Below are 25232 nucleotides of genomic sequence, written 5' to 3'. Positions count from 1 at the left end.
AACTAAATATTAGCTTAATATTCAGATAGAACTGAAAATATTAAGATAATATATTATTATTTAAAAATGAGGTTTTTATTATGGCAAAAGCAAAAGAACATATAAATTTAGCATTTATTGGTCATGTTGACCACGGAAAATCAACTCTCGTAGGGCACGTTTTGTTGCAAGCTGGAGCAGTTGCTGAACAGCAATTAGATGAAGGAGAAAACAAATTTAGGTTTCTCATGGATAAACTCGGCGAAGAAAGAGAAAGAGGGGTAACTATCGATTTAGCTCATGCAAAATTCGAAACTCCAAAATACGAATACACAATTGTGGACTGTCCAGGACACAGAGATTTCGTTAAAAACATGATTACTGGAGCTTCTCAAGCAGATGCTGCAGTATTAGTAGTGGATGTTGTTGATGGTGTTCAACCACAAACAAAGGAACATATTTATTTGTCTATGACTTTAGGAATTAGACAATTAATTATAGCAATTAATAAAATGGATCTTGTTGATTATGCTGAAGATAAATTTAACGCAGTTAAAGATGAAGTTTCTGCATTGATTTCAGGTATTGGATTCAAACCTTCTGAAGTTCCATTTATCCCTATTTCTGCATATGAAGGAGATAATATCTCTGAACCTAGTTCTAACACTCCTTGGTATAAAGGAAAAGCTTTAATACCATCTTTTGATGACTTCAAAGCTCCTGAAAAACCAACTAGCTTACCATTAAGAGTACCTATTCAAGATGTTTACTCTATTACTGGTGTAGGAACTGTACCTGTTGGAAGAGTAGAAACTGGTATAATGAAAAAAGGAGAAGATGTAATATTTGAACCAGCTGGAGCTTCTGGAGAAGTTAAATCTATCGAAATGCACCACGAAATGTTTGATGAAGCTGAACCTGGTGATAACGTTGGATTCAATGTTAGAGGTGTAGGTAAAAACGATATCAGAAGAGGAGACGTTGCTGGACATATCAAAGATGCTCCAACTGTAGCTAAAGAGTTTGATGCTCAAATAGTTGTTTTACAACACCCTGGTGTTATAACTGTTGGATACACTCCTGTATTCCATTGTCACACTTCTCAAGTTGCATGTACTTTCTTAGAATTAACCAAAAAATTAGATCCTAAGACTGGTCAAGTAGCAGAAGAAAACCCTGATTTCCTTAAAACAGGGGACGCAGCTATCGTAAAAGTTAAACCTACCAAACCTATGGTAATTGAAAACATTAAAACTATTCCTCATATGGGTAGATTTGCTATTAGGGATATGGGTCAAACTGTAGCTGCTGGTATGTGTATTAATATTGAGCCTGCTAAATAGATAGATGATTCAGCTTTGATTTAATTAATTAAATCAAAACTTTTTTTCTTTTATTTTAAGGAATTTTATATTTTTTATTTTTTTGGAGGGCGAGAATGCACCAAGCGAGAATTAAACTTACCGGAACCGACCCAGATAAACTTAACTTTGTTTGTGATCAGCTTAGAAAGATTGCTGAACGAACTGGTGTTGATCTTTCAGGTCCAATTCCATTACCAACTAAAAAATTAGTAGTTCCAACCAGAAAATCTCCAGATGGAGAAGGTAAAGCTACTTGGGAAAAATGGGAACTTAGAATCCACAAAAGATTAGTTGGAATTGGAGCAGATGAAAGAGCAATGAGACAAGTTATGAAGGTCAATGTTCCAGATAATGTGAGTATTGAAATAGAACTTAAAGGATGAGTTTAGCTATATTTATAACTAATTCTAAGTTTTTTGCTAATTAGATTAGCTATTAGTAACTATTATTAGTTATTATTAGCTATTTTATTAACTTTTTTCTAAGTTTTACTAATTTTAAATATATTGTAGTTTTCTAATTCAATTATATTGCTATATATTTTATTAATTATTTCAATTTATAATTATTTTAATATATATGCCGAGATAGCCTAGCCAGGTAAGGCGCAGGACTTGAGATCCTGTGGAGATTTTCTCCGCCTGGGTTCAAATCCCAGTCTCGGCGTGTTTTTTATTTTTTATTTTTTTCATTATTCTTATTTTTTTATTATTTTTATTATCTTTTGTTTTCAGTTTTCTTTTTTGTTGAAAGTTATTTTATTTTGAAAACAAAATTCTAATTAAATTATATATTTTTTGTTTATCATATCATTATTTAAATAACATTTATTGTTTACCATTGTAAAATTTAATTTTAATATTATTATTTCATTATTTCTATTGTTATTTCAAGTATTTTTATTTATATCTTATAAAAATACCTCTAATGATAATTTTATAATAATTATTAATAGTAAGGTTTAAATACAGATATTAACAATAATTAAAATAAATAATAATGATATTATTGTTAATATCATTGTTGTATTTGAGTTTATATTTTCATGATTATGAGGATACTATGTGGGATGATTTAGGAGAATACATAATTAATCACTGTAATACTAAGAATATTAATAGTGTAAGTAATGATATGCTCAGTAACAAAGTTAATAAGATGGATTCTTCCTGTAAAGTGGTTGAAATAGCTATTGGAAAGTTTTTTCATGTTTCAGATTATTTAAAAACGTATGATTCTAAAATTATAGAATTCACTGCTACAGATATTGACCCTGATAATTCTGATATTACATTTGATGATATAACTAATCCTAATATGGAAATTTATAATGGTGCTGATATAATATATTCAATTAGGCCCCCACAGGAATTACAACCTTTTATTTCTGATATTATTAAAAAAACAGGAGCTATTTTGATTATTAAACCATTATTTAATGAAGATTTAAATTTAAATTTATCTATGAAACTTATTAATTATAAAAAAGTAGTTTTTTATCAATCAATATAAGTTCAATCAATTTATTAGATTAATATAATGTATTGTTAGTTAAAATAATATTAAATTTTATATATTTGAGAGATTTTTTAATAAATAGATTTTTATAGGGATTGGAATGTTAAACAAATTTTTAAACAATGGTAATGAAGGTAAAAATAATTGGTGGAGATATCTAATTACAATTATCTTATCTTGGGGAGTTGCTGAAATTATAGCAGGATTTACCTTAGGATTTTTGATTGCTTCTTATTTTATTGCTTCTGGAAATTTTGATATAAATTATTTTATAAATTATATAATGGATTATGAATCTAATATTAATTTATTCTTTATAATGACATTTTTTTCATTTTCTTTTTCTATGTTGTTCCTATTTTTTTCTTTAAAACTTATCCATAAGAGAGATTTTATGTCTCTAGTTAACATTTCAAAAAAATATGATGAATTTTCTGGAAAAACTATAAACTGGATTAAAAGAGTAAGATGGAGACAAATAATAAAAGGAGCTTTGATTTGGTTAGTATTTCTTATTGTAATGCTTTTAATTTCAATTATTCTGGATCCTTCTGGGTTTAATATTAATTTTAATATAGGGAATTTATATTTAACTATATTATTATTTATATTGGCTATTCCTATTCAGGTATTATTTGAAGAGCTATTTTTTAGAGGATATATTAATCAAGGTCTCAGTTTAAAAATTAAAAGTCCAATAATTGTTATTTTGATTAGTTCTTTTGTATTTTCTCTTGGTCATATAATTAATGGTGGAACTGACCCTATTTTCATGGTTTCAAATATTGTTATTACATTTATGATGGGAATGATCTTTAGTGTTGCTACATTAGCTACTAATGGAATTGAATGGGCTGTAGGTGCTCATTTAATAAATAACTTCTTTGCTTTCATTATAAGTTCTTCTGAAGGAAGTTTTGGTAGTTTTGAAACTATAATTCAATCAACTAATCTAACTGATCCATTGATTGATTTTATATTTTCTGTTATAGCTTTGCTAATTTTTGCTATAATTCTGTTTTTCTACAAAAAAGAAAAGATTTTAAAAGGTTTGGATACTAAACACAATTTATAATTTTTAATTTTTATTTTACCTTTTATTTTTCAATTCATTAATTTTTAAACATTTTTTATTTTTTTCTATTTTTATTTATATATTTTATCTATTTAACTTGAATAATATTTATAAAATAATTATATATAATATATAATTAAAAATTATAAAATTATAAAATAAAAAATTGTAGAATTATAGAAATGAATGTTTTATAAAGTAATAAAATATATAATGTTTGATAATATAGAATTGTAGAGTTGTGGAATTATAGAAATGAATGATTATAAAATTATAAAAATATAAAAACTATGAAAAATATATTTATTTTGTATTCTTATTTTTAATAATATATCTTTAAGTTTTAGATTAATAAATTGAAAATAATATATGAAAATCATCCATGTTAATATTATATATTTCACTAAAATGTTCAATTTGGTATTTAATAAATTATAAGGAATCAGGGATTCAATGACTAGTTTAGAAAAGATTTTGGATAAATATAAAACTAATTTTAATGGTTTAACTCAAGAAGAAGCTAATGAACGTTTAGCTAAATATGGTAAGAATGAATTGGCTGAAGATAAAAAAGATCATCCAATTAAACTATTTTTAATGCAGTTTGTTGATATTTTAATTGCACTTTTAATAGTAGCTGCAATAGCTGCATTTTTTGTTGGAGAATGGGTAGATTCTGTTGTAATAGTAATTGTTGTTCTATTAAATGCAATAATTGGTTTTATCCAAGAATATCGTGCAGAAAAAGCTATGGAAAAACTTAAAAGTCTTGTTTCCACAGAAGCTGTTGTTAAACGTAATGGGGAATTTGAAAAAGTTCCTGGTAGCGAACTTACAATAGGAGATATTGTAGTTGTAGAAGAAGGAGATAAAATTCCTGCTGATATTATCATGATTGAAACAGTTGATTTAAAAATTGATGAGTCTTCTCTAACTGGTGAATCATTACCTGTTTTAAAGGATAGTAATAGTGATATTGGTGAAAAATTTAATGAAAATGCTATCTTAAATATTGATAAAAGTTCTCATGATGAAAATATCAGAAAAAGATTTGCTTATATGGATTCTAATGTCATTTCAGGTAGAGGTATTGGTGTTGTAATAGCTATCGGTATGGAAACTTCTATTGGTAAAATAGCTGAAATGATTCAGGAAGAAGAAAGTGAAACACCACTTCAAGAAAAAATTGCCTATTTAAGTAAAACATTAGGTCTAATAGCTATTGTTATCTGTTCACTTGTTTTTGCACTTCAATATTTCCAAGGGCATGATATTGTTAGTACATTCATGACTGCTGTTTCTTTAGCTGTGGCTGCAGTTCCAGAAGGGCTTCCTGCAATTCTTACTCTTACTCTTGCATTAGGTATGCAGAAAATGGCTAAATCTAATGCTGTTGTTAGAAAACTTTTAGCTGTTGAAACTCTTGGTTCTTGTACTGTGGTTTGTACTGATAAAACTGGAACTTTAACTCTTAATAAAATGACTGTAAGAGATGCTAGATTAAATAATCAAGAGAAAGCTCTTGAAATCTGTGCATTGTGTAATAATTCTTCAATAAAAGATGGAAAAATCATTGGTGATCCAACTGATGCTGCAGTAATGTTATATGGTGAAGACAATGGTTATATAAAAGGAGAAATTGAAAAAACTTATCCTCGTATTAAAGAGATTCCTTTAGATAGTGTTAGAAAAAGAATGACCACTATTCATGAAAAATTAGAGAGTAATGAAAATGATAATTCTTTATCTCCTGATGTAAATTTATATGCTTTTACTAAAGGTGCTCCTGAAATAATTCTAGATATGTGTAAATATATAGATAATAATGGAAACATTGAAATTATTGATGAAGAAACAAAGGAAACTGTAAGAAATAATATCAATGAGATGACAAATTCTGCACTTAGAGTTTTGGCACTTGCTTATAAAAAAATCGATATTTCTAATAAGGATTCAATAGAAAATCCAGAAGAAGTTGAAAAAGATCTTGTTTTTGTTGGGTTAGCTGGGATGATGGATCCTCCGAGACAAGAAGCTAAAGATGCAGTTGCATCATGTAAAACAGCTGGAATAAAAGTTGTGATGATTACAGGTGACCATCAATCTACTGCTTCTTCTATTGCAAGAGAAATCGGAATATTAACTGATGGTAAGGTTTTAACTGGGGCTGATTTAGAAGGACTTGATGATGACAAATTTATGGCCATGGTTCAAGATGTTCAAGTTTATGCAAGAGTTTATCCAGAACAAAAGGTTAGGATTGTAGAAGCTCTCCAAAAACATAAAAATGTTGTTTCCATGACTGGTGATGGGGTTAATGATGCTCCTGCACTTAAAAAAGCTTCAATTGGTGTAGCTATGGGTAGTGGAACAGATGTTTCTAAAGAATCAGCTGATATGATTATTCAAGATGATAATTTTGCAACTATCATTCAAGCTATTCGTGAAGGCAGGAAGATTTTTGATAATATAAAGCGTTTTGTTAAGTTCCAAGTTTCAACTAACGTTGGAGCTATTCTTACTATAGTTTCTGCCTCTATAATTGGCTTACCAGTTCCATTTAATCCAATACAAATACTTTGGATAAACATTATAATGGATGGGCCTCCAGCTCAATCTCTTGGTACAGAAGGTGCAGAAGAGAATATAATGGACAGAGCTCCTGAGAAGGGAAACATATTATCTAAAAATACTCTAATGAAAATAATTTTTGCAGGTATTGTAATGGCTGTAGGTACATTAGCTTTATATTTCTATGAATTAAGTACTACTGATAATATAGCTTTAGCTACTACAGTTGCTTTCACAGTATTTGTAATGTATCAATTATTTAATGCAATTAATAATCGAGCTAATTCAAAAGAGAAAAATAGCTTCTTTTGGATAGCTATTTTAGCTTCATTCATACTACAATTACTAGTAATTTATCTTCCTTATTTACAAGGAATATTTAGAACAACAGCTATTGGACCTATGGAATGGATATTGATTGTTATTGTAGCAGGAATTATTTTTATTTCTGATAGAATAGTTAATAGAATTGTTGGTAATGGATAATAATTCTAAAATAATTGAATTAATTAAATATTAAAAAATATCAGAAATAAACCAATAATGCTATGATTTGGTTATGTTTGATTAGTTAATTAAATAATTTATTTCAATGAATGACTTAATTAATGGTGGATTATGAATAGTAAAGTAGGTAAATTAGAGTCCAAGTTCTCTAATTTACGAGTTTTTTTAATGGGTGGAACTAAGGATTCTATTAATATAATTAAATTTTTAAAAGAAACCTATAATTCATCATATATATTAACTACAACAACTACCAATTACGGTGGAAAATTAGCTAAAGAAGCAGGATCTGATGATGTAGTTGATAAACCATTGTCTGAATCTGAAATATTGAATCTTTTGAATAATTATTTTGATGAAAATGGTTTTGATGTTTTTATCGATGCTACACATCCTTTTGCATCTCATGTAACATCAACAGCTATTAAAACTTCAAAAATAGCTAATATTCCTTATATTCGTTTTGAAAGGCCTGGAACTGATTATTCAAATTTTGAAAACCATAGTAATAATATATATTTTGTTGATTCTTTTGAAGAAGCAGGAGATTTAATATCTACTAATTTTTTTAATAATAATATTCTTCATTTAGCTGGAGTAAATACAATAGAATCTATTCTTTCATCTTCAAAATCAAAAATTGATAAAAAAAACTTTTTTGTCCGTGTGCTTCCAATTAAATCTTCTATTGAAAAATGTAACAATCTTGGAATTTATGGTGAAAATATAATTGCAATGCAAGGTATTTTCTCAAAAAAATTTAATAAGGCCTTAATGGAAGAATTAAATACTCAAGTTATTATTACAAAAGAAAGTGGGGATATAGGAGGAGTTCATTCAAAAATAGCTGCTGCTATTGACCTAAAAATAGCTGTTATATTAGTTAATAGACCAAAGATAAAAGAATTAGAAAATGAGTTCATTATTAATGATATAGATCAATTAAAAATTTCTTTAGAAAATATTTTATAATCTATGACTTTAAAATATTAGATTATAAAATATATGATTAATATATTTTTTAAATAGAATATTTTTTTTTAAATATAGTTTTTAAATAATGATTTTGTTAAATTATGTTATTTCTTCTAAAATTGAAAGAGTTTTTTTTAAATAGAATAGAGAACATTCAAAAATATAATATTTTGTTAAAATTATACTATTATTTATAAAAATAAATATTTAAAAAAAATAAAAAGAAACATCATTAGATGTTCTTTTTATTTGGTGTTTGATTGATCCGCCTCACAAACAATTATCTTTAAATCACATATAAAATTGAAAAAGAGATAGATAAATAACTCTTATAAAATTTATCACATTTTACAATTCTTATAGCTATGTAATTTAACTTCACTTCTTCTATTAATTCTGCATAGTATATAAAGGTTTTGTTTTAATTTTGAAAAATACCTTTGATTTGCGGTTTTTTTAGCAAATAAAGAGACCTTAAAAGGAATTTAATCAACATCATCAACATCTCTATGATTTACAGTTTATTTTATCAAAATCAGTTTAAAAATAGCTTATTTTACAAAAATACTACTTATAATGTCTTTTTTTAACTGAGTATATGATTTCATATTAATCTTTTCAGTGATAAATAGGGTAAAATCTATTTATATTATATATTATTCATTTTTTTACAAAAATATGCCTGTTTTCACTGTTTTTTAAATATTAAATCATTTTTATCCATTTCTCTAAAAAAGTTATATTTCTTATATTTTTTCCTACATTTTTTATAATTTATATAAATATAATACAATTATGATATTGCACATTTATTTATAAATTATATTATATTATAGATTTTATATATTATAGATTTTATTTTCATTATCCAGAAATTTTTAAACCAATTATTCCTCCGATAACTAGCATAATACAAAAAATTCTGATTAATGTTTTTGTTTCTCCTAGAAATATCATTCCTACAATAGCTACTCCAACAGCACCTATGGCTGTCCATATAGCATAAGCTGTTCCAATTGGTATTTCTTTTAGAGCAAAAGATAAAAATACTATACTTATAACCATAATAATTACAGTTGATATTGACATGATTGTATTAGTAAAACCTTCAGAGAACTTAAGTGAAAGTGCCCATCCGATTTCTGCAATTCCTGCAATTATGAGATATATCCATGGATTCATCCTATTATCTATATTTTTTATTTAATATAAATTTTTACATAATTTTCTATCTGATATTTATTAAAATATTTACAGTATTAGATTATTGGGGCATCTTAGAGTATTATATGACATTAACATGATATTAAAATTGTAGTTCGAAATATATAATAATGAAATATATAATAAGGAATAATATAATAAGGAATAATTACTAAAAATAAATTTATATAAATATATAAACAATTTACTAATAAAATGATGTTTTGGCATTAATTATTGTTTTGGCATTAGTATGATAATTCGAGAATTTCGCCCAAATGATCTTCGTAGAGTTCATGAAATAGAACATATGTCTTTTTCTAATCCTTATGATGTTAATATACTTAAACAACTTTTTGATTTTGGAACAGGTTTTTTAGTAGCTCAAATAGGGGATTATATAGTAGGTTATATCTTATTTTGGATTGTAGAAGAAGATAGAGGGCATATTATTTCATTAGCTGTAGATCAAAACTATAAAAGACAAAAAGTAGGTTCAAAATTAATCAATACAGCTATGGCTAGGTTTATTGATTTTAATATTTATAAAATAACATTAGAGGTCAAAACTCATAATAAGGAAGCAGTTGATTTTTATAAATCTATTGGATTTAAAATAGATAGGAAAGTTTCAAACTATTATGAAGATGGGTCTGATGCTTTTAAAATGTATTTTAACTTTTTTGAAGACACTGAAGATATTGATAATAATCATATTCTTGATGATATTGATAAATAATAATTTTCTGTTTTATTCATATATATTAATACTTTTATATCCATTTTATTTTTTTATTTTTTATTTTTATTTTCTATTATATTCTTTTTTTATTTCAGTAATATTTTTATAGAAATATGTTATATTTTTTCTATATTTTTTCTATAATTTTTAAAAATAGTATACTTTAAATTCTATTAATTGCAAAAGTATTTTAGATATATAATTAAAAAATAAGATAGGATAATATAATGTTAGAATAATATTATGTTAGAATATTTTATGAGAATATGTTATGTAGAATATTTTATGAATATTAATATTTTATCTAAATTAAGATAATTTCATAATTAATAAATAAAATTAATATAATTTAATATAATTTAATAAAATTCAATAAATATATTGAATTAATAAAATACATTGAATTGAATTATTTATATCTTCAATATGGTGATTTAATGGAAAAGGGAGTCAAAAATTCTGATAATCCTACTGCTAAAATAGCTTTAGAGGATGGAACTATAATTAAAGGTGAAGGATTTGGCCATGAAACAACAGCTACTGGTGAGATTGTTTTTTCAACTGGAATGACTGGATATGTTGAAGGATTGACGGATCCTTCATTTAAAGGTCAAATCATGATGTCAACTTATCCTCTTCAAGGAAATTATGGTGTAAGTGAAGAATGGTATCAATCTGGAAAGATTCAAGTTGAGGGATATATTGTAAGGGAACTTTGTAAGGAACCGTCTATGTATTCTTCACAAAAAACATTAGATGAGTTTTTAAAGGAATTTAAAATTCCAGGAATAAGTGGAATTGATACAAGAGATCTTACAATTAAAATTCGTGAAAAAGGAGCAATGAAATGTGCTATAACTACTGAAGAAATTGAGGATAGTGAATTAATAGCCCAAGCAAAAAATCAACTAAGTATTGTAGATATGGATTTAGTTCCTCAAGTTTCAACTAAAGAAATTATAACATTTGGTGAAAACAAAAAACAAAAGGCTGCTATCATTGATTGTGGTGTAAAGAGAAATATAATCAATGGATTTTTGAAAAGAGATATTGGAGTAGTTCTTTTCCCATATGATACTGACTATAAAACAATTCTGGATTATGATATAGATGGTTTAATGATTTCTTGTGGTCCTGGAAATCCTGAAAGAGTTACAGAAACAATTGATACTATGCAAAAAATATCAAATAGGCTCCCTATTTTTGGAATTTGCATGGGTCAACAGATTATAGCTAAATCATTTGGAGCAAAAATATATAAGATGAAATTTGGCCATAGAGGAGCTAATCAACCAGTTAAAGACCTTGAATCTGGTAAAGTCTTTATAACTTCTCAAAACCATGGTTTCACTATTGATACTGAGTCTCTAAAGGACACACCATTAAAATTAACTCAAGTTAATCTTAATGATAATACTCCAGAAGGATTTTCCCATGAAGAATTACCTCTTCATTGTGTACAATACCATCCTGAAGCAGGGCCTGGTCCAAATGATACGAGCTTTATATTTGATAAATTTAAAGAAATGATGGATGATTATTAAAGAAATGAGGATTATAGATGCCAATTGATAAGGATATTAAAAAAGTGCTTATAATCGGTTCCGGGCCGATTCAAATAGGACAAGCAGCCGAGTTTGATTATTCGGGATCTCAGGCTTGTAAATCAATAAGAGAAGAGGGAATTGAAACTGTTCTCATTAACAGTAATCCTGCTACTATTCAAACTGATATGGATATGGCAGATAAAGTTTATGTGGAACCTCTTACTCCTTCCATTGTAGCTAAAATCATTGAAAAAGAGCAAGTTGATGCAATTCTCCCAACTATGGGGGGGCAAACTGGACTAAATATAGCTACTGGTTTAGATGAAATAGGTGCACTTGATGGGATAAAAGTTATAGGGTCTTCTGTTAAAACTATTAAAGATGTAGAGGATAGGGATTTGTTTGGAAATTTCATGAATAAACTAAATGAACCAATTCCTAAATGTCACGCAGTTGAATCTGTTGATAAAGCTCTTGAAGCAGTTGAAGAAATTGGTTTCCCCGTTATTGTAAGGCCGGCTTTTACTTTAGGAGGTACTGGTGGGGGAGTAGCTAATAACAAAGAAGAACTCATTGAAATTGCTTCTCATGGTCTTGATATGAGTTTTATAGGTCAAGTTCTTATTGATGAATCTGTTCTCGGATGGAAAGAATTTGAATATGAAGTTATGAGGGATAAAAACGATACTTGTATAATTATTTGTAGTATGGAAAACATTGATCCAATGGGAATCCATACTGGTGAAAGTATTGTTGTTGCGCCTGCTCAAAACCTTAATGATATTGAAGCACAGCAATTAAGGGATGCTTCAATTAAGATTATAAGAGCTCTGGGAATTGAAGGTGGATGTAATATCCAATTTGCAGTTAATCCTATCACTAGTGAATATAAAGTTATTGAAGTTAATCCAAGAGTAAGTAGAAGTAGTGCATTGGCATCTAAGGCAACTGGATATCCTATAGCTAAAATATCCTCAAAAATAGCTATTGGAATGACTCTTGATGAAATTCAAAATGATATTACTAAAGAAACTCCCGCATCCTTTGAACCAGCTATTGATTATGTAGTATCAAAAGTTCCAAGATGGCCATTTGATAAATTTAAAGGTATAAATAGGAAAATTGGAGTTCAAATGAAATCTACTGGAGAAGTAATGTCTATTGGAAGAACCATAGAAGAAGCTCTTCATAAAGCTATTCGTTCTCTTGATATTGGCCTTTATGGATTTGAAGAAATTGACTTTAGTAAAGATGATTTAAAAAATCCTACTGATGAAAGATTATTCCAAATTTATGCTGCATTAAAGATGGGAATGCCTTTAAGTAAACTTCAAAAACTTACAAATATTGATACATTCTTCTTAAATAAAATTAAAAAAATTGTTGATTTTGAAGATGAAATTAATCTGGAATCTTTAAAAGATAAAGATTTCTTTTTAGAAGCTAAAAAAATGGGTTTTTCAAATGCTACTTTAGCTCAAATTGCAGGAATTGATGAAGAAGAAGTTAGAACAATTGGAAAAGAACACGATATTAAACCTTCCTATAAAATGGTAGATACTTGTGCTGCAGAATTTGAAGCTAAAACTCCTTATTACTATAGTAGTTATGATGGTGGAGATGAACTTAAAGTTTCTGACAAACGTAAAATAATTATTCTTGGTGCAGGACCGATTAGAATTGGTCAAGGTATTGAATTTGATTATTGCTGTGTTCACTCAAGTTTAGCTCTTAAAGATGAGGGAATTGAAACTATAATAATAAATAATAATCCTGAAACTGTAAGTACTGATTATGATATTTCTGATAAGCTTTTCTTTGAACCATTGACTTTTGAAGATGTTATGGCTATTGTCGAAAAAGAAAAACCAGAAGGGGTAGTAGTTCAATTTGGTGGACAAACTTCTATTAATTTAGCTGTTCCTTTAGCTAATGCTGGGGTTGAAATACTTGGTACTCCTTATGAAAGTATTGATAGAGTTGAAGACAGAGAAAGATTCACTGAAGTTCTCAATAAATTAAATATTCCTCAAGCTCCTTATGGATTAGCTATGTCATTTTCTGATGCAAGAGATGCAGCCAAAAAAATAGGTTTCCCAGTTCTTGTCAGACCTTCCTATGTTATTGGTGGAAGGGCTATGGAAATAGTTTATGATGATTATGAGCTTAAAGAATATATGGAAGAAGCTGTGAAGGTTTCTCCAGAACATCCTATTTTAGTTGATAAATTTCTAGAAGATGCTGTTGAAGTTGATGTTGATATATTATCCGATGGTGAAGATGTTTTCATTGGGGGAATAATGGAACATATCGAAGAAGCAGGAGTTCATTCTGGAGATTCTGCTTGTGTAATACCTCCTCAAACAATTCCTGAAGAAGTTCTTGATGTAATTCGTGATTATTCCAGGAAATTAGCTATTGAACTTGATGTTATTGGGCTTATGAATATTCAATATGCTGTAAAGTTAGATGAAGAGGATGAAGGTAGAAAAGGTAAGGTTTATATTATCGAAGCTAATCCTCGAGCAAGTAGAACAATTCCATTTGTAAGTAAAGCTATTGGTCAACCTTTAGCTAAAATTGCAGCATTATTAATTATTGGTAAAAAATTAAAAGACTTTGGATTAACTGATGAGATTAAAATCAATCATGTAGCTGTCAAAGAGTCTGTTTTCCCATTTTTAAAGTTACCTGAAGCAGATACAATTTTAGGTCCTGAAATGAAATCTACTGGTGAAAGTATGGGAATTGATGAAAACTTTGGTCTTGCTTTCTATAAGTCTCAATTATCTGCTAATATGGATTTACCTAAAGAAGGAACTATTTTCATCAGTGTAAAAGATGAAGATAAATCTAAAATTCAAGATATAACTGAAAAAGCTGCTGAACTTGGATTTAAATTAATAGCTACTCCAGGAACTGCAAGAGCTGTTGATGGTGTTGATATTGAGGAAATTAGTAAAATAAGTCAAGATTCTCCAAATGTTAGTGATAAGATATTAGCTAAAAAAGTCGATATGATTATCAATACTCCTTCTGGAAAAGTTTCTGCAGCTGATGGTTACAAAATTAGACGTTTAGCTATTGAACTTGGACTTCCTTATGTTACTACATTAGCTGGTGCTAGAGCTGCTCTAAATGCTATTGAAGCTATTAAAAATAGTGAATTAAAAGTTAAAGCTTTAGATGAATATATTGAAGAAAATAAATGATATATTCACTAATTCTTACTTTTATTATTTTTTATTTTAATTTTCTATAATTTTTTATTATTATTGTATAATTCTTATTTTTATTTTTTTAAGTTCAATTACTTAATAAATTAATATTTTTACTTTTTAACGTTATATTTTGTTACTTCTCTTTATTATTTTATTTTATCGTCTTATTTTATTATTTTATTTTCAATATTATTATTACTATTATTAAAATTATTACTATTATTAATATTATTTTTATTATTATTTATTAATATTTAGAAAAACAGAATATTGAAAAATTGAGCATGTATTTACTTTTTATTGACATATTAATGTTTTCTATATCTTAATTAACTTTATATATAATAGATTCTATAATAAATCTTATTATAATAATATTTATTATGCACAATATAATATTATTATTTACTAATAAATAAATTATATTCAAAACACTCCTATAATTCTTCCTTATTAATGAGAAAAAACTCCAGTTATTTTTTTAGAGAATATCATTATTTTAAAGTTAGAAAATATTTTACGTAATATTAATTTGAATTTAGGGTTTTTTCTGATTAATAAAGAAGAAACTCAGAGATTCGTTATTATTCGCATTATATTAATAACTATATTTCTTTTTGTTCTTAATTAATCTAAAAAAAAATAAATTATAGGAGTGATTAAATGCATAGCAAAAAGCTATTGAAGGTTACCATTTTAGTAGCAATATTGTTATTTATTTGTAGTTTACAAGCTGTTTCTGCAACTACAATAAATAGTAATTCTAATGATGGTATAAGTGGTGGCATAACAGCCACAGAAGATGGAGGTACTCTTTATTTGGATCCTGGAGTTTATAATAAAATAGGAAAAGACAATAAAATTACTATAAGTAAAAACATAACAATAAGAGGTAATGGTCCAACTAAAGATGTTATAATTGATGCAAAAAATAGTGGTCAAATATTTGTTATAAATGGTAATGTTAATGTAAGATTTATTAATATTACATTTATTAATGCAAATACTACTGTTAATGGGGGAGTAATCTTTAATAATGGAGGAACACTTGATATACAAAATTCAGTTTTTTCAAATAATACTGCGAGAAAAGGAGGAGCGATTTATTCAGTTTCAGGAATTGTAAATATAAATAATTGTGTTTTTGATAGGAATAAAGCAAATTTCACAACTACAGATACATATTCTGGAGCTATTCATCAAGATAGTGGAAGTTTTACAATTAAAAATACTAATTTCACAAATAACAGTGCTCTTCGTTCTGGTGCTATGAGGATTGTTGCTGGAACATTAATAATAGATAACTGTAATTTCATTGAAAATACAGCTGATCACAGTGCAGGAGCATTGTATGTTTATGGTGGAAATGTAACAATTGATAATACTAACTTTATTAAAAATTATGGAGCAAATGCTGCAGGAGCCATATATCAAACTAGAGATTCATTGTTAGAGATTACAAACACTAAATTTGATAATAATATAGGTGGTTCTTGGGGTGGTGGAGCTATATATAAAGATGATGATAGATGTGGTTTAAATATTAAAGATTGTAATTTTACAAATAATGGTGCTATTAATGGTGGAGCTATATATGCTGTAGATAATTTAAAAGTGATTGGATCTACATTTTTAGATAATATAAATACCACTATCTATGTTTATGGAGGAAATATAACTGTTAATTACAATAGTATAATTGATAATAATAATGATAAATCTGCTTTATATTTCAATAATAGTTCAGGGGGCAATCCTAATATTGATTATAATTGGTGGGGTAACAACAAATATGATTCTAATATTGTTGTAAATAATTATTATATAGCTAAACTTACAAATACCACTATTCTTAAGGATAAAAAAATAGGTGATACTATTGGTCTTAGATACTATCTAGTCTTAAATGGTACTAATGACAATACTGGTGTTCTTAATTTACCTAAATTTGAAGCTATAATAAAAAATAATGGTGTAATTATTAAAAATATATCTGATGCAAGAATATCTGAAATTTTTACAATTAAACTAACAGCTATTTCTAATAATTTTGCAATAAGTAATGATAATAATGATAATCCAGTAGTAAGTTTATCTATAATTATTAAAAATAAAACAAGTTTAAGTATTTCTACACCTACAATTTATGAAGGTAAAAAAACTACTATTAAAGCTGCAATCAAAAATTCAGCAGGTAAAGCGTTATCAGGTAAGAAAATTTCTATAAACATCAATGGAAAAACTTATATTGTCACTACTAACAGTAAAGGAATAGCTACTTTACAAGTTTCTGGTTTAAAAGCTGGAAAATTTAAAGTCAGATTTAATTATGCAGGAGATTCTAACTATCAGTCATCTACTGCAACTAGCACCCAAACTATTAAAGCAAAAGTAGATTTAGCTATTACTTCAATCAAAAAAGTTAAAACCTCAAATAAAAAAATAGCTGCATACAAAGTAACTATTGCAAACTTTGGAAGTTTAAAATCAAAAGCTACTACTTTAAAATTTTGGCATGTTAGACATGGAAAGGTAATTAAATCCAAATATGCTAAAGTGAAAGCTATTAGTTCAGGTAAAAAGATAACACTCATTGTTAAATATTATCCTGACAGAGCTTTACATAAATATTGTAAAAAAGAATGTTTCTTTGTAAATCCTAAGAAAACAATGAATGAAATATCCTATAAAAACAATTTAAAAGTAGTTAATTTTTAAATATTTAATATTAACTAGCTTTTTGACTTTTCAATAAGTACTATATAAGACCTTAGGTATCTAGGATTTTTAGTTCTAAAATTCTTTAGTTCTAAATTTAAATTTAATAGTTTAAATTTTCATAGTTCTAAGATTTTTATGGTAAGCTTTTATTGAATAGAAAAATTTAATAAATTGAAAATGGGAGTTTTAGATTTATTTTTAAAACAGATTATAATTTCTATAAATTAAATGATCTTAATTTTAATCTAAAACTCCTAAATTTATTTTAAATTTTAACTTTTAAAGTTAAAAGCATTAGTTTCTTTTTTAATAGCTTTAAATTCATTATTTTATTAACATTAAATAGCTTTAATTAAAATTAAATTAATTATTTTATTAAAAATTTTATAAAATATTTAAAAATATCTAGAATATATAGGATATATAGAATATCTAAATATCTAGAATATCTAGAATATTTAAAATATTTAAAGCATCGAATTTTAATAGAATATCTATTTTTACTAAATAATAAATATAAGATTAAACATAATATCTCTAATGATAACAATATCTAATGGAACAGTATTATTTGGTCCAGATTTAATAGCTAAAAACACAAACATCTTAATTGATAATGGTAGAATAATTGAAATTTCTAATGATGTTGTGGAAGGAGAAATTATTGATGCTACTGACTGTATAGTTTGTCCCAGTTTTTTGAATGCTCATACTCACATTGGAGACTCTATTATAAAAGATATTGGAGATGGAAAATCTATTGATGAAATTGTCAAACCTCCGAATGGATTAAAACATCTTGAACTTGAAAAATCTTCAGATAAAGATTTAATTGATTCTATGAAAGAAACTATGTGGAATATGCTTGAAACTGGAACAACTCACTTTATTGATTATCGAGAAGGGGGATTAAAAGGAGTTAACTTACTTAAAAAAGCTGCTAAAGATATTCCAATAAATCCAATCATTCTTGGAAGAGATGATAGTTTTTATGATGAAGACCCTAACTTATCTAAAGTTAAAATAGCTATTAAAAAAATTCTTAAAGTTTCAGATGGTATCGCTCCAAGTGGTTTTGGTGAAATAAGTGATGAAGTTGCTTTTTTAATTGTTTCTGAATGTAAAAAGAAAGGAAAATTATCTTCAATTCATGCAGGAGAATATGAAGCTCTACAAAAAGATTCTTTAAATAATACTGGAAAAACTGAAATTCAAAAAGCAGTTGAAGCAGGATTTAATCAGATAGTTCATATTACTTCTCCTTTAAATGATGATTTAGATTTAATTTCTAAAAATAACAAAAATGTTGTTTTATGTCCTCGTTCTAATGGTGCATTTTCTGTAGGAATTCCTCCACTAATGGAAATTTTTAAAAAAGGAATAAAACCTCTAATAGGAACAGATAATATAATGATAAACTCTCCTAATATTTTTAGAGAGTTAGAATATACTTTAAAGATCATGAAAGCATTCTATAAGGAATATATAGCACCTAAAGATATCCTTAAAATGGCTACAACAAATGTATGTATTGCTGGTTCATTAAATAATAATATTGATCTTGATAATAATCTGAATTATGGGGATAATAGTAATAAAGAAAAAATTATGGCTAAAAATGATTTTAAAACAAAAATTAACAAGTTAACCATTGAAAAAGACAATTTTGCACAGTTATTTATAGTTAAAAAATTATCAAAAAATCCTTATCTTAGTTTGATTAATAGATCTGAAACGAAAGATATAATATGTGTAATGAACAAAGATAAATTAGTATGTTATAATTGACAAATATTTTATTGGTTAAATTGTTATTTATTTTATTAACTAGCTAATATTTATAAAAACTATCCTAGGACTATTGAGGGATAGAATTTCAAAATATTAACATATAATCTTAAAAATTTAAAATCAACATATTATTAGATATTTAAGTAAATTTAAAACTTTTGTATATAAATTATAATCTGTGAGAGGGATAAAATGTATAAGAGAATTCTATTACCTACTGATGGTTCAAAGTTTGCAGAAAAAGCTGAAAAACACGCTCTGTTTCTTGCAGAGGCAAGTGGGGCAGAAATAATAGCTCTAAGTGTTATTGAAACAAGTTTTTCTATAGGACTTCCTTCTGATGATACGGTATTTCAGATAAATCAAATGCTTAAAAAAGAAACAGAGAAAAATCTTGAAAAAGTTGAAAAAATGAAAGATGACTCTGATAGTGATGTTAAAATAACATTAAAAGTTGCTGAAGGTTCTCCTGCAGATGTTATTTTAGATACAATTGAAAAAGAAAATATTGATTTAATTGTTATGGGTAGCTCTGGAAAAAGTGGCTTTGATAGATTTATAATGGGTAGTGTAGCAGAAAAAGTTGTTAAAGCTGCTCGATGCTCAGTTTTAGTTGTTTATTAGGGCTAATTCTATTTAACGTCCATATCATTATAAAAAAGTATCGTTTTCGTAATTTTATAATTATTTAAGAATTTATATATTATTATAATGTTATTTTATAATATTATTATTAAATTATATTATAAATTCTAATTTTATTATTTTAACATTTAAATTGTATAAAATTATGTTGAATTTTATTAAATTATATTTATAAACTATATTTATGCTTCTGAATGGTTTAAAATCTAGATCCGTATGTTTTAACAAATATGATTTATTATTATTTATTTAAAAGGTGTTTATCATGTTAATAAAAAAGATAGTTTCTAAAAATCCAGTTCATGTTTCTGTTCCTGGAAACCGTGAAAAAGCTTTAGAAATAATGAGAAAACAGAAAGTTTCTGGGTTACCAGTTACTAAAGAAGGAACGAAAGAATTAATCGGAATATTAACTAGGTCTGACTTAATTGGAAATCCTGATGAAGAACAAATAGCTCTTATTATGTCAAGAGATATTGTAACTGCAGAATTAGATGATAATGTATCTGAAGTAGCTTCTAAAATGATGGAGAATAATATTAGAAGAGTTCCTGTTGTTAAAGATGGAGATTTAGTTGGAATAGTAACTTCTTATGATATTGTTGCTTTAGCTATTTCTGAAATGGAAATTAATATTCCTGTTGAAGATTATATGATCAAAAACGTACCAACAACTTGGGAACAAACTCCTCTCAATGTTGCTTTTGAAGTAATGCAATTCTTTAATCTTAAATGTGTTGTTGCTTTAAATAATGATGCTAAAATGAGTGGAATTCTCACTGAAACTGATTTTATTAATGAAAGTGAAGTCGTATCTGAAACAAGTGTTCATAATTCTACTGTAGGTACAGAAGGGGACAAATGGTCTTGGGATAGTACTAGTGTTCTTTATGTAGAAAAAAATCATCTTAAATTCTCTGATAAAGTAGTTAAAGATGTTTCAACTTTGCAAGTAGCTACAGTTAACACAAAAACAAAAGTTTCAGACTGTGCAAAGAAAATGAGATCTAAAAATATTGAACAAATTCCTGTTACTGGTATTGAAGGAGAATTAGTTGGTTTATTAAGAGCTAATGACTTACTTGGAGCTCTTATTGAATAATTTCTTTTTATTAATTATTTATCTATTTTTTATATAATATTCTTTTTATATTATTTTTTACATAATATTTTTTATAAAATATTTCTATAATTTCTTATATATTTTTTATATAGTTATTTTTTACACAATATTATTTATAAAATACTTTTTTATATTTTTATAATATTTTCACTGATTTTATATATTAGAGATATTAAAAATATTTTTTGATATAATTAAAATTAATATTAAAATTAATAAAATATTTCATTAAGAATATCAACTAATAATAGATAATGTTAAAATAATATAATTCGAACTCTATAATAACATATTTATATACTATAGATATTTATTAGTTGAAATATTGAAAAACCATAGAATATTAGAAAGTATTATTTACTATTAATTACAAAATTATTATCATGGAAATTAAACCTTCACTGATAATTAAAGCCAACAACAATGTTATAATATTAGTAGCTAAATATAATCATCAAGTTGCTGAACATGACATTCAGTTAAAATTAGTCTTAGGATATTATTGGAGAAATAATTTACCTTTTGTTGAAAAATTTTTAGAGCTTTTAGGGACTGTAATAAAAAGGTCTTTAGCCCAAGTATATGACTTTAAAAAACTCACTGTAAAATTCAACATTGAGTCTAATGATGATTTAGAAGAATCTTCTATTTTATCCATTGATATAATAGAAGTAAGAGCTGATGACGTAGAATTAGAATTAGTAGGAAACTCAATTAATTTTGAAGGTATTGATAATAGAGGAGCTGTATCTAAAATGACTAGCTTCAGAAGAAAAGTAAATGAAACTATTCAAAAAGAGTTTATTTCTTGAAATTTGTTTTTTAAGATTTACTTTTTAAAAATATATTCCTTATTATAATTCTTTTTTCATACTAAAATACAATTTATTTTATTTAGTATTTTACTTAGTTTTTATTTATTTTCTATTTATTCTAAATTTTTATATCACTCTTCGAATTAATGGTAAAACCTTTATTAAAATATTTTGAGCATCTTCTTTATCTTTTACTTTACGAGCTACTATTTTTCCATTTTCGAAAAGAGTTATATTTTTTCCATCAATATCTATCATAGCTACTCCCATTTTTTCAGAACATTTTAATTTTCCTAAATTTTCAAGGTTTGGACAAGTTTTTGAGATGTCTATTTTATATGGAAGTTCATTTTCAAACATTATTTTGTTTGCTTCATCTTTACATGGTTTGTAAATTACTATTTCTTTTTTTTCAGAACTACTAGTTCCAACATCTAAAGTAATTTTTTCAAAATTAACAGCTTTTAATTCACTTTCAATTAATTGTAATGTTTTTTTGTTAAGAAGAGGATCTATATTTTCTGTTTCGATTTGAGCAGTATTTGAAATATCTCTAACTCTGAGAGTATCATCTTTTGTTAGGTTTTTAAGTAAATCTTCTGCATATTTTATTCTATTTATTTTTTTTCCAGTTATTTCTTCACCAGTTTTTATTCGAGTTGCTAAACAGGTTGTAGATTTAGAATATTCTATATTATTTTTATTTAAAAATTCAATTACTTCTTCTTTTTCAATTCCAGCATTTACTAATGGGCTTAAAATATTATTTTCGTAATTTACCATTATTCCAGGTCTATCTTCAAGTAAATCACTTATATTAGTTCCATCTACTATTGTTTCATAACCATTTTCATTTGCTGATTTTTTAATATTAGAATACATTATATTTCTACAAAGATAACATCGATCAGACTTATTTTCTTTAAATTTATCTATCTCTAGAAAATTTTGGTCAATAATTTCATGTTTGATCCCTATGGATTTTGCTATTCTTTTAGCATCAGCTAAAAAAGTTGTAGGCATTATTTCATTATTGAAAGTAATAGCTAAACACTTATTGGCTACCTTATTTGCGATATATGTAACCATTGTGCTGTCTGCTCCTCCTGAAAAGGCTATAACTATATTTTTACCTCTCATTATATTTTCAACTTTTTCAATCTTTTCATCAAAATCCATTATATCACATTTAATATAGGTATTAGATTCATATTAGGTAATATTAAGTTAATTTTAGGTTCATATTAGATTCATATTAGATTTTATATTAGGTTAATATAAGATTCATATTAGATTCTATTGGTTTATATTAGATTTAATATTAGATTTATTATTAAATCTATTTTAATTAAATATAATATTAAATTAAATTTTTAATATATTCTAAAACAGCTATTGCATCTTGTTTTTTAATATCAACACTTTTCACAATAAAATCTGTTAATTCCTTTTTTTTATTTTCATCAAGATTAGATTTATTTAAAATATTATGATAAGTTCTATTTGGATAGTAAATGGATTTAGCTATAGAAATTATCTCATTTTTTTCATCACTAGTTATAATATCTTTTTCGATAGCTTTATTAAGGTTATAATCAATATTAACAAGAGCTTCAGACACAGGTTCTCCAGTAAAACTGTCAAATGTTATGGCTACATCATCATCAGATTCAATATTCCCATTTGCATATTCATTATAAACATAACCTATTCCAATCATTCCTAAATCATTTAACTCAGAAGCTCTAAGTGCACCCATACTTGATCCACCAACTACAATTATTCCTTTATTCATAGCTTCAAGGATTTCTTTATGTCCAACTGCTGGATTTTGATGGAATACTCCGTCAATTATCCCAATAATATCTGGAGAATCGTTAATAGCAGTTAATATGTCTCCTCTTTTAACAGGTTTTCTGTAATCGGCATTTAATATTTTAGATGCTTCTTCAACAGATAAAGAAGGTCCAGTAAATATTATTATCTTTTTTTCATTCATTATATCTTTTTGTTTATGATTTATTGTTTAATTAATTTAGATTATTAGATTATTAAATTATTAGATTATAGATTATATTATTTATTTGAATTTCTTGTTTTATTCATTATATCTTTAATTGAATTTTTTCATTAAGTATATTATTTATAGATCAGACCTTTTTTCATAATCAATCCAACGTTTTCCTAATCTATCGTGATCTATTGCATAAGTTTCAGTTCCAGGAATGACAACCCTAACCACATGTATTCCAATTTCTTTTCTTGTCAAGTCTTTAAAAAGAACTTTTTCTATTCCATTGGATTTTAATTCATTTAAAGTTATTTCTATATCTTTTTTAAGGGATTTTGTGCTTTTATCTTCTATATCTGCAATATCAATTATATCTTCTTCAGCTTCATCATCAAAATAATGACTATTGATTTTTTTCATACGGATATATCCAGCTTTTCGCATGAAAACAGCCCGAGATGTATCTTCCCTTGTTCCATGAATTTGAGTAGCTCTGCTCTGTGCAACTTCAGTTAAAGCTCTAAGAACTGCAATCTCAGGATTTAAGTGTGTTCCAACTCCAAGAGTTAGTAATGCAGGATCTTGAAGTATAGTGTCATCAGCTGTAGCTGCAATAGTTGGAATATCAATATCAGCTGTTAAATCCATAATTTTTATATCAATAGATTCTTTTTTGAACTTTTCAAGTAGACTATTAATCAATGGATTTTCTATAGTATCTATAGCTATTTCTCGTTTATTTTTCTTTGTTAGCTCAAAAATACTCCATGCATCTCTTTCAATCACTTCTAAGGTTCCATGAAGAACTGCTTCTTCTAAAACATTTCCAGAAGCTAATCCATTTGTATTTCCTTTAAAAATAGCAGTTGCACCATCATCCTCATTTTTTACAGAATTTGAATTGTTTTGAACATATTTAGAGTTATTTTTTGGAATATATGGGTGATAAATGGCATTGGATGGGATATAATATTCTTCTTCACTAAATATGTCTGTAGCTGAAGTCCATTCTAACTTATTTTCTTTTTCAAAATCTAAATCTTTAACTTCATTTGATAAAATTAAGTCATTAGGATGAATAAATTTTTCATTATTCATTTCTTGAACAGTAGCTATTTTTGAATTAGTTTCATCTATCTCTTGTTTTTCAGCAGAATATCTTTCAAATCCTTCCATCATAGCTGATACTTTTGCTTGTTCTTCTTCAGCCCCTTTTCCAGCATATATGCTCACTCCGCCATATTGTGCAGTTGGCCTAATAGCTGAAAAAACAGGAATTCCTACTCTATCTAAATAAGTTATGTCTGTAATACGAGTTATACCTGCAATTTTTAGCTTATTTTCATATTTAGCTAATGTTTCAGAAGGTTCGATAGCTCGATGGGTACATGAAAAATAGTGAATTGGAATATCAGAAAACATTT

At 26.3% G+C, this 25232-nt stretch carries 18 protein-coding genes and 1 tRNA gene; 15 read left to right on the top strand and 4 right to left on the bottom strand.

All coding sequences use genetic code 11. The annotated features are described in order from the left end of the window. Positions 1–80: 80 nt before the first annotated feature. The 7 genes from tuf to cobK all read left to right on the top strand — a co-directional run bounded on the left by tuf (position 81) and on the right by cobK (position 7986). Positions 81–1322 (top strand): translation elongation factor EF-1 subunit alpha, encoded by a 1242-nt coding sequence (tuf, locus tag KQY27_RS00375; RefSeq protein WP_224424597.1) that lies wholly within the window; start codon positions 81–83, stop codon positions 1320–1322. Positions 1323–1417: 95 nt separating this feature from the next. Next, positions 1418–1726: a 30S ribosomal protein S10 gene (gene rpsJ, locus KQY27_RS00370; protein ID WP_224424596.1), complete on the top strand. Its 309-nt coding sequence runs from the start codon at positions 1418–1420 to the stop codon at positions 1724–1726. A 198-nt stretch (positions 1727–1924) separates the two neighbouring features. Continuing rightward, positions 1925–2009 (top strand) — tRNA-Ser (locus KQY27_RS00365). A gap of 396 nt (positions 2010–2405) precedes the next feature. Next, positions 2406–2855, top strand: coding sequence for a UPF0146 family protein (locus KQY27_RS00360; protein WP_224424595.1), 450 nt, complete (start codon positions 2406–2408; stop codon positions 2853–2855). Between the two features lie 106 nt (positions 2856–2961). After that, positions 2962–3936: a CPBP family intramembrane glutamic endopeptidase gene (locus tag KQY27_RS00355; protein WP_224424594.1), complete on the top strand. Its 975-nt coding sequence runs from the start codon at positions 2962–2964 to the stop codon at positions 3934–3936. A gap of 453 nt (positions 3937–4389) precedes the next feature. Then, complete coding sequence (locus KQY27_RS00350) at positions 4390–6993, top strand: cation-translocating P-type ATPase (protein ID WP_224424593.1); 2604 nt, start codon at positions 4390–4392, stop codon at positions 6991–6993. 132 nt (positions 6994–7125) lie between these two features. Next, positions 7126–7986 carry a precorrin-6A reductase gene (gene cobK / locus KQY27_RS00345; protein ID WP_224424592.1) on the top strand — a complete coding sequence of 287 codons (861 nt, stop codon included), beginning with the start codon at positions 7126–7128 and terminating at the stop codon, positions 7984–7986. An 867-nt stretch (positions 7987–8853) separates the two neighbouring features. Here the strand turns inward: cobK and KQY27_RS00340 are convergent. Further along, positions 8854–9171 carry a multidrug efflux SMR transporter gene (locus tag KQY27_RS00340; protein ID WP_224424591.1) on the bottom strand — a complete coding sequence of 106 codons (318 nt, stop codon included), beginning with the start codon at positions 9169–9171 and terminating at the stop codon, positions 8854–8856. 274 nt (positions 9172–9445) lie between these two features. Here KQY27_RS00340 and rimI point away from each other — a divergent pair, with 274 nt between their 5' ends. The 8 genes from rimI (at position 9446) to KQY27_RS00300 (ending at position 21794) form a co-directional block, all read left to right on the top strand. Continuing rightward, positions 9446–9931: a ribosomal protein S18-alanine N-acetyltransferase gene (rimI, locus tag KQY27_RS00335; protein WP_224424590.1), complete on the top strand. Its 486-nt coding sequence runs from the start codon at positions 9446–9448 to the stop codon at positions 9929–9931. Between the two features lie 440 nt (positions 9932–10371). After that, positions 10372–11478 (top strand): glutamine-hydrolyzing carbamoyl-phosphate synthase small subunit, encoded by a 1107-nt coding sequence (carA, locus tag KQY27_RS00330; protein ID WP_224424589.1) that lies wholly within the window; start codon positions 10372–10374, stop codon positions 11476–11478. Between the two features lie 17 nt (positions 11479–11495). Then, entirely contained in the window at positions 11496–14693 is a 3198-nt protein-coding gene (gene carB, locus KQY27_RS00325; RefSeq protein WP_224424588.1) for a carbamoyl-phosphate synthase large subunit, read from the top strand. Positions 14694–15365: 672 nt separating this feature from the next. Further along, positions 15366–17420, top strand: a complete 2055-nt coding sequence (locus KQY27_RS00320) for an Ig-like domain-containing protein (RefSeq protein WP_224424587.1) — start codon at positions 15366–15368, stop codon at positions 17418–17420. A gap of 543 nt (positions 17421–17963) precedes the next feature. Next, positions 17964–19211: an amidohydrolase family protein gene (locus KQY27_RS00315; protein ID WP_224424586.1), complete on the top strand. Its 1248-nt coding sequence runs from the start codon at positions 17964–17966 to the stop codon at positions 19209–19211. Positions 19212–19406: 195 nt separating this feature from the next. After that, complete coding sequence (locus KQY27_RS00310) at positions 19407–19838, top strand: universal stress protein (RefSeq protein ID WP_224424585.1); 432 nt, start codon at positions 19407–19409, stop codon at positions 19836–19838. Positions 19839–20124: 286 nt separating this feature from the next. Continuing rightward, positions 20125–20961, top strand: a complete 837-nt coding sequence (locus KQY27_RS00305; RefSeq protein WP_224424584.1) for a CBS domain-containing protein — start codon at positions 20125–20127, stop codon at positions 20959–20961. A 404-nt stretch (positions 20962–21365) separates the two neighbouring features. Further along, the gene (locus KQY27_RS00300) at positions 21366–21794 is read left to right on the top strand and encodes a hypothetical protein (protein ID WP_224424583.1); all 429 of its coding nucleotides are present in this window, start codon (positions 21366–21368) and stop codon (positions 21792–21794) included. 129 nt (positions 21795–21923) lie between these two features. Here the strand turns inward: KQY27_RS00300 and larE are convergent, their stop codons facing one another. From larE to KQY27_RS00285, 3 genes are all read right to left on the bottom strand, one after another. Then, positions 21924–22976, bottom strand: coding sequence for an ATP-dependent sacrificial sulfur transferase LarE (gene larE / locus KQY27_RS00295; protein WP_224424582.1), 1053 nt, complete (start codon positions 22974–22976; stop codon positions 21924–21926). A 181-nt stretch (positions 22977–23157) separates the two neighbouring features. Further along, positions 23158–23796 (bottom strand): TfuA-related McrA-glycine thioamidation protein, encoded by a 639-nt coding sequence (locus tag KQY27_RS00290; protein WP_224424581.1) that lies wholly within the window; start codon positions 23794–23796, stop codon positions 23158–23160. 144 nt (positions 23797–23940) lie between these two features. Further along, positions 23941–25230, bottom strand: a complete 1290-nt coding sequence (locus tag KQY27_RS00285; protein ID WP_224424580.1) for a YcaO-related McrA-glycine thioamidation protein — start codon at positions 25228–25230, stop codon at positions 23941–23943. Positions 25231–25232: the final 2 nt, after the last annotated feature.

It is taken from the genome of Methanobrevibacter sp. TMH8, from assembly GCF_020148105.1.
In the GTDB taxonomy this organism is placed as follows: domain Archaea; phylum Methanobacteriota; class Methanobacteria; order Methanobacteriales; family Methanobacteriaceae; genus Methanobinarius.
Note: the sequence above shows the minus strand (reverse complement) of the source record. Positions and strands in the feature narration are given on the sequence as shown.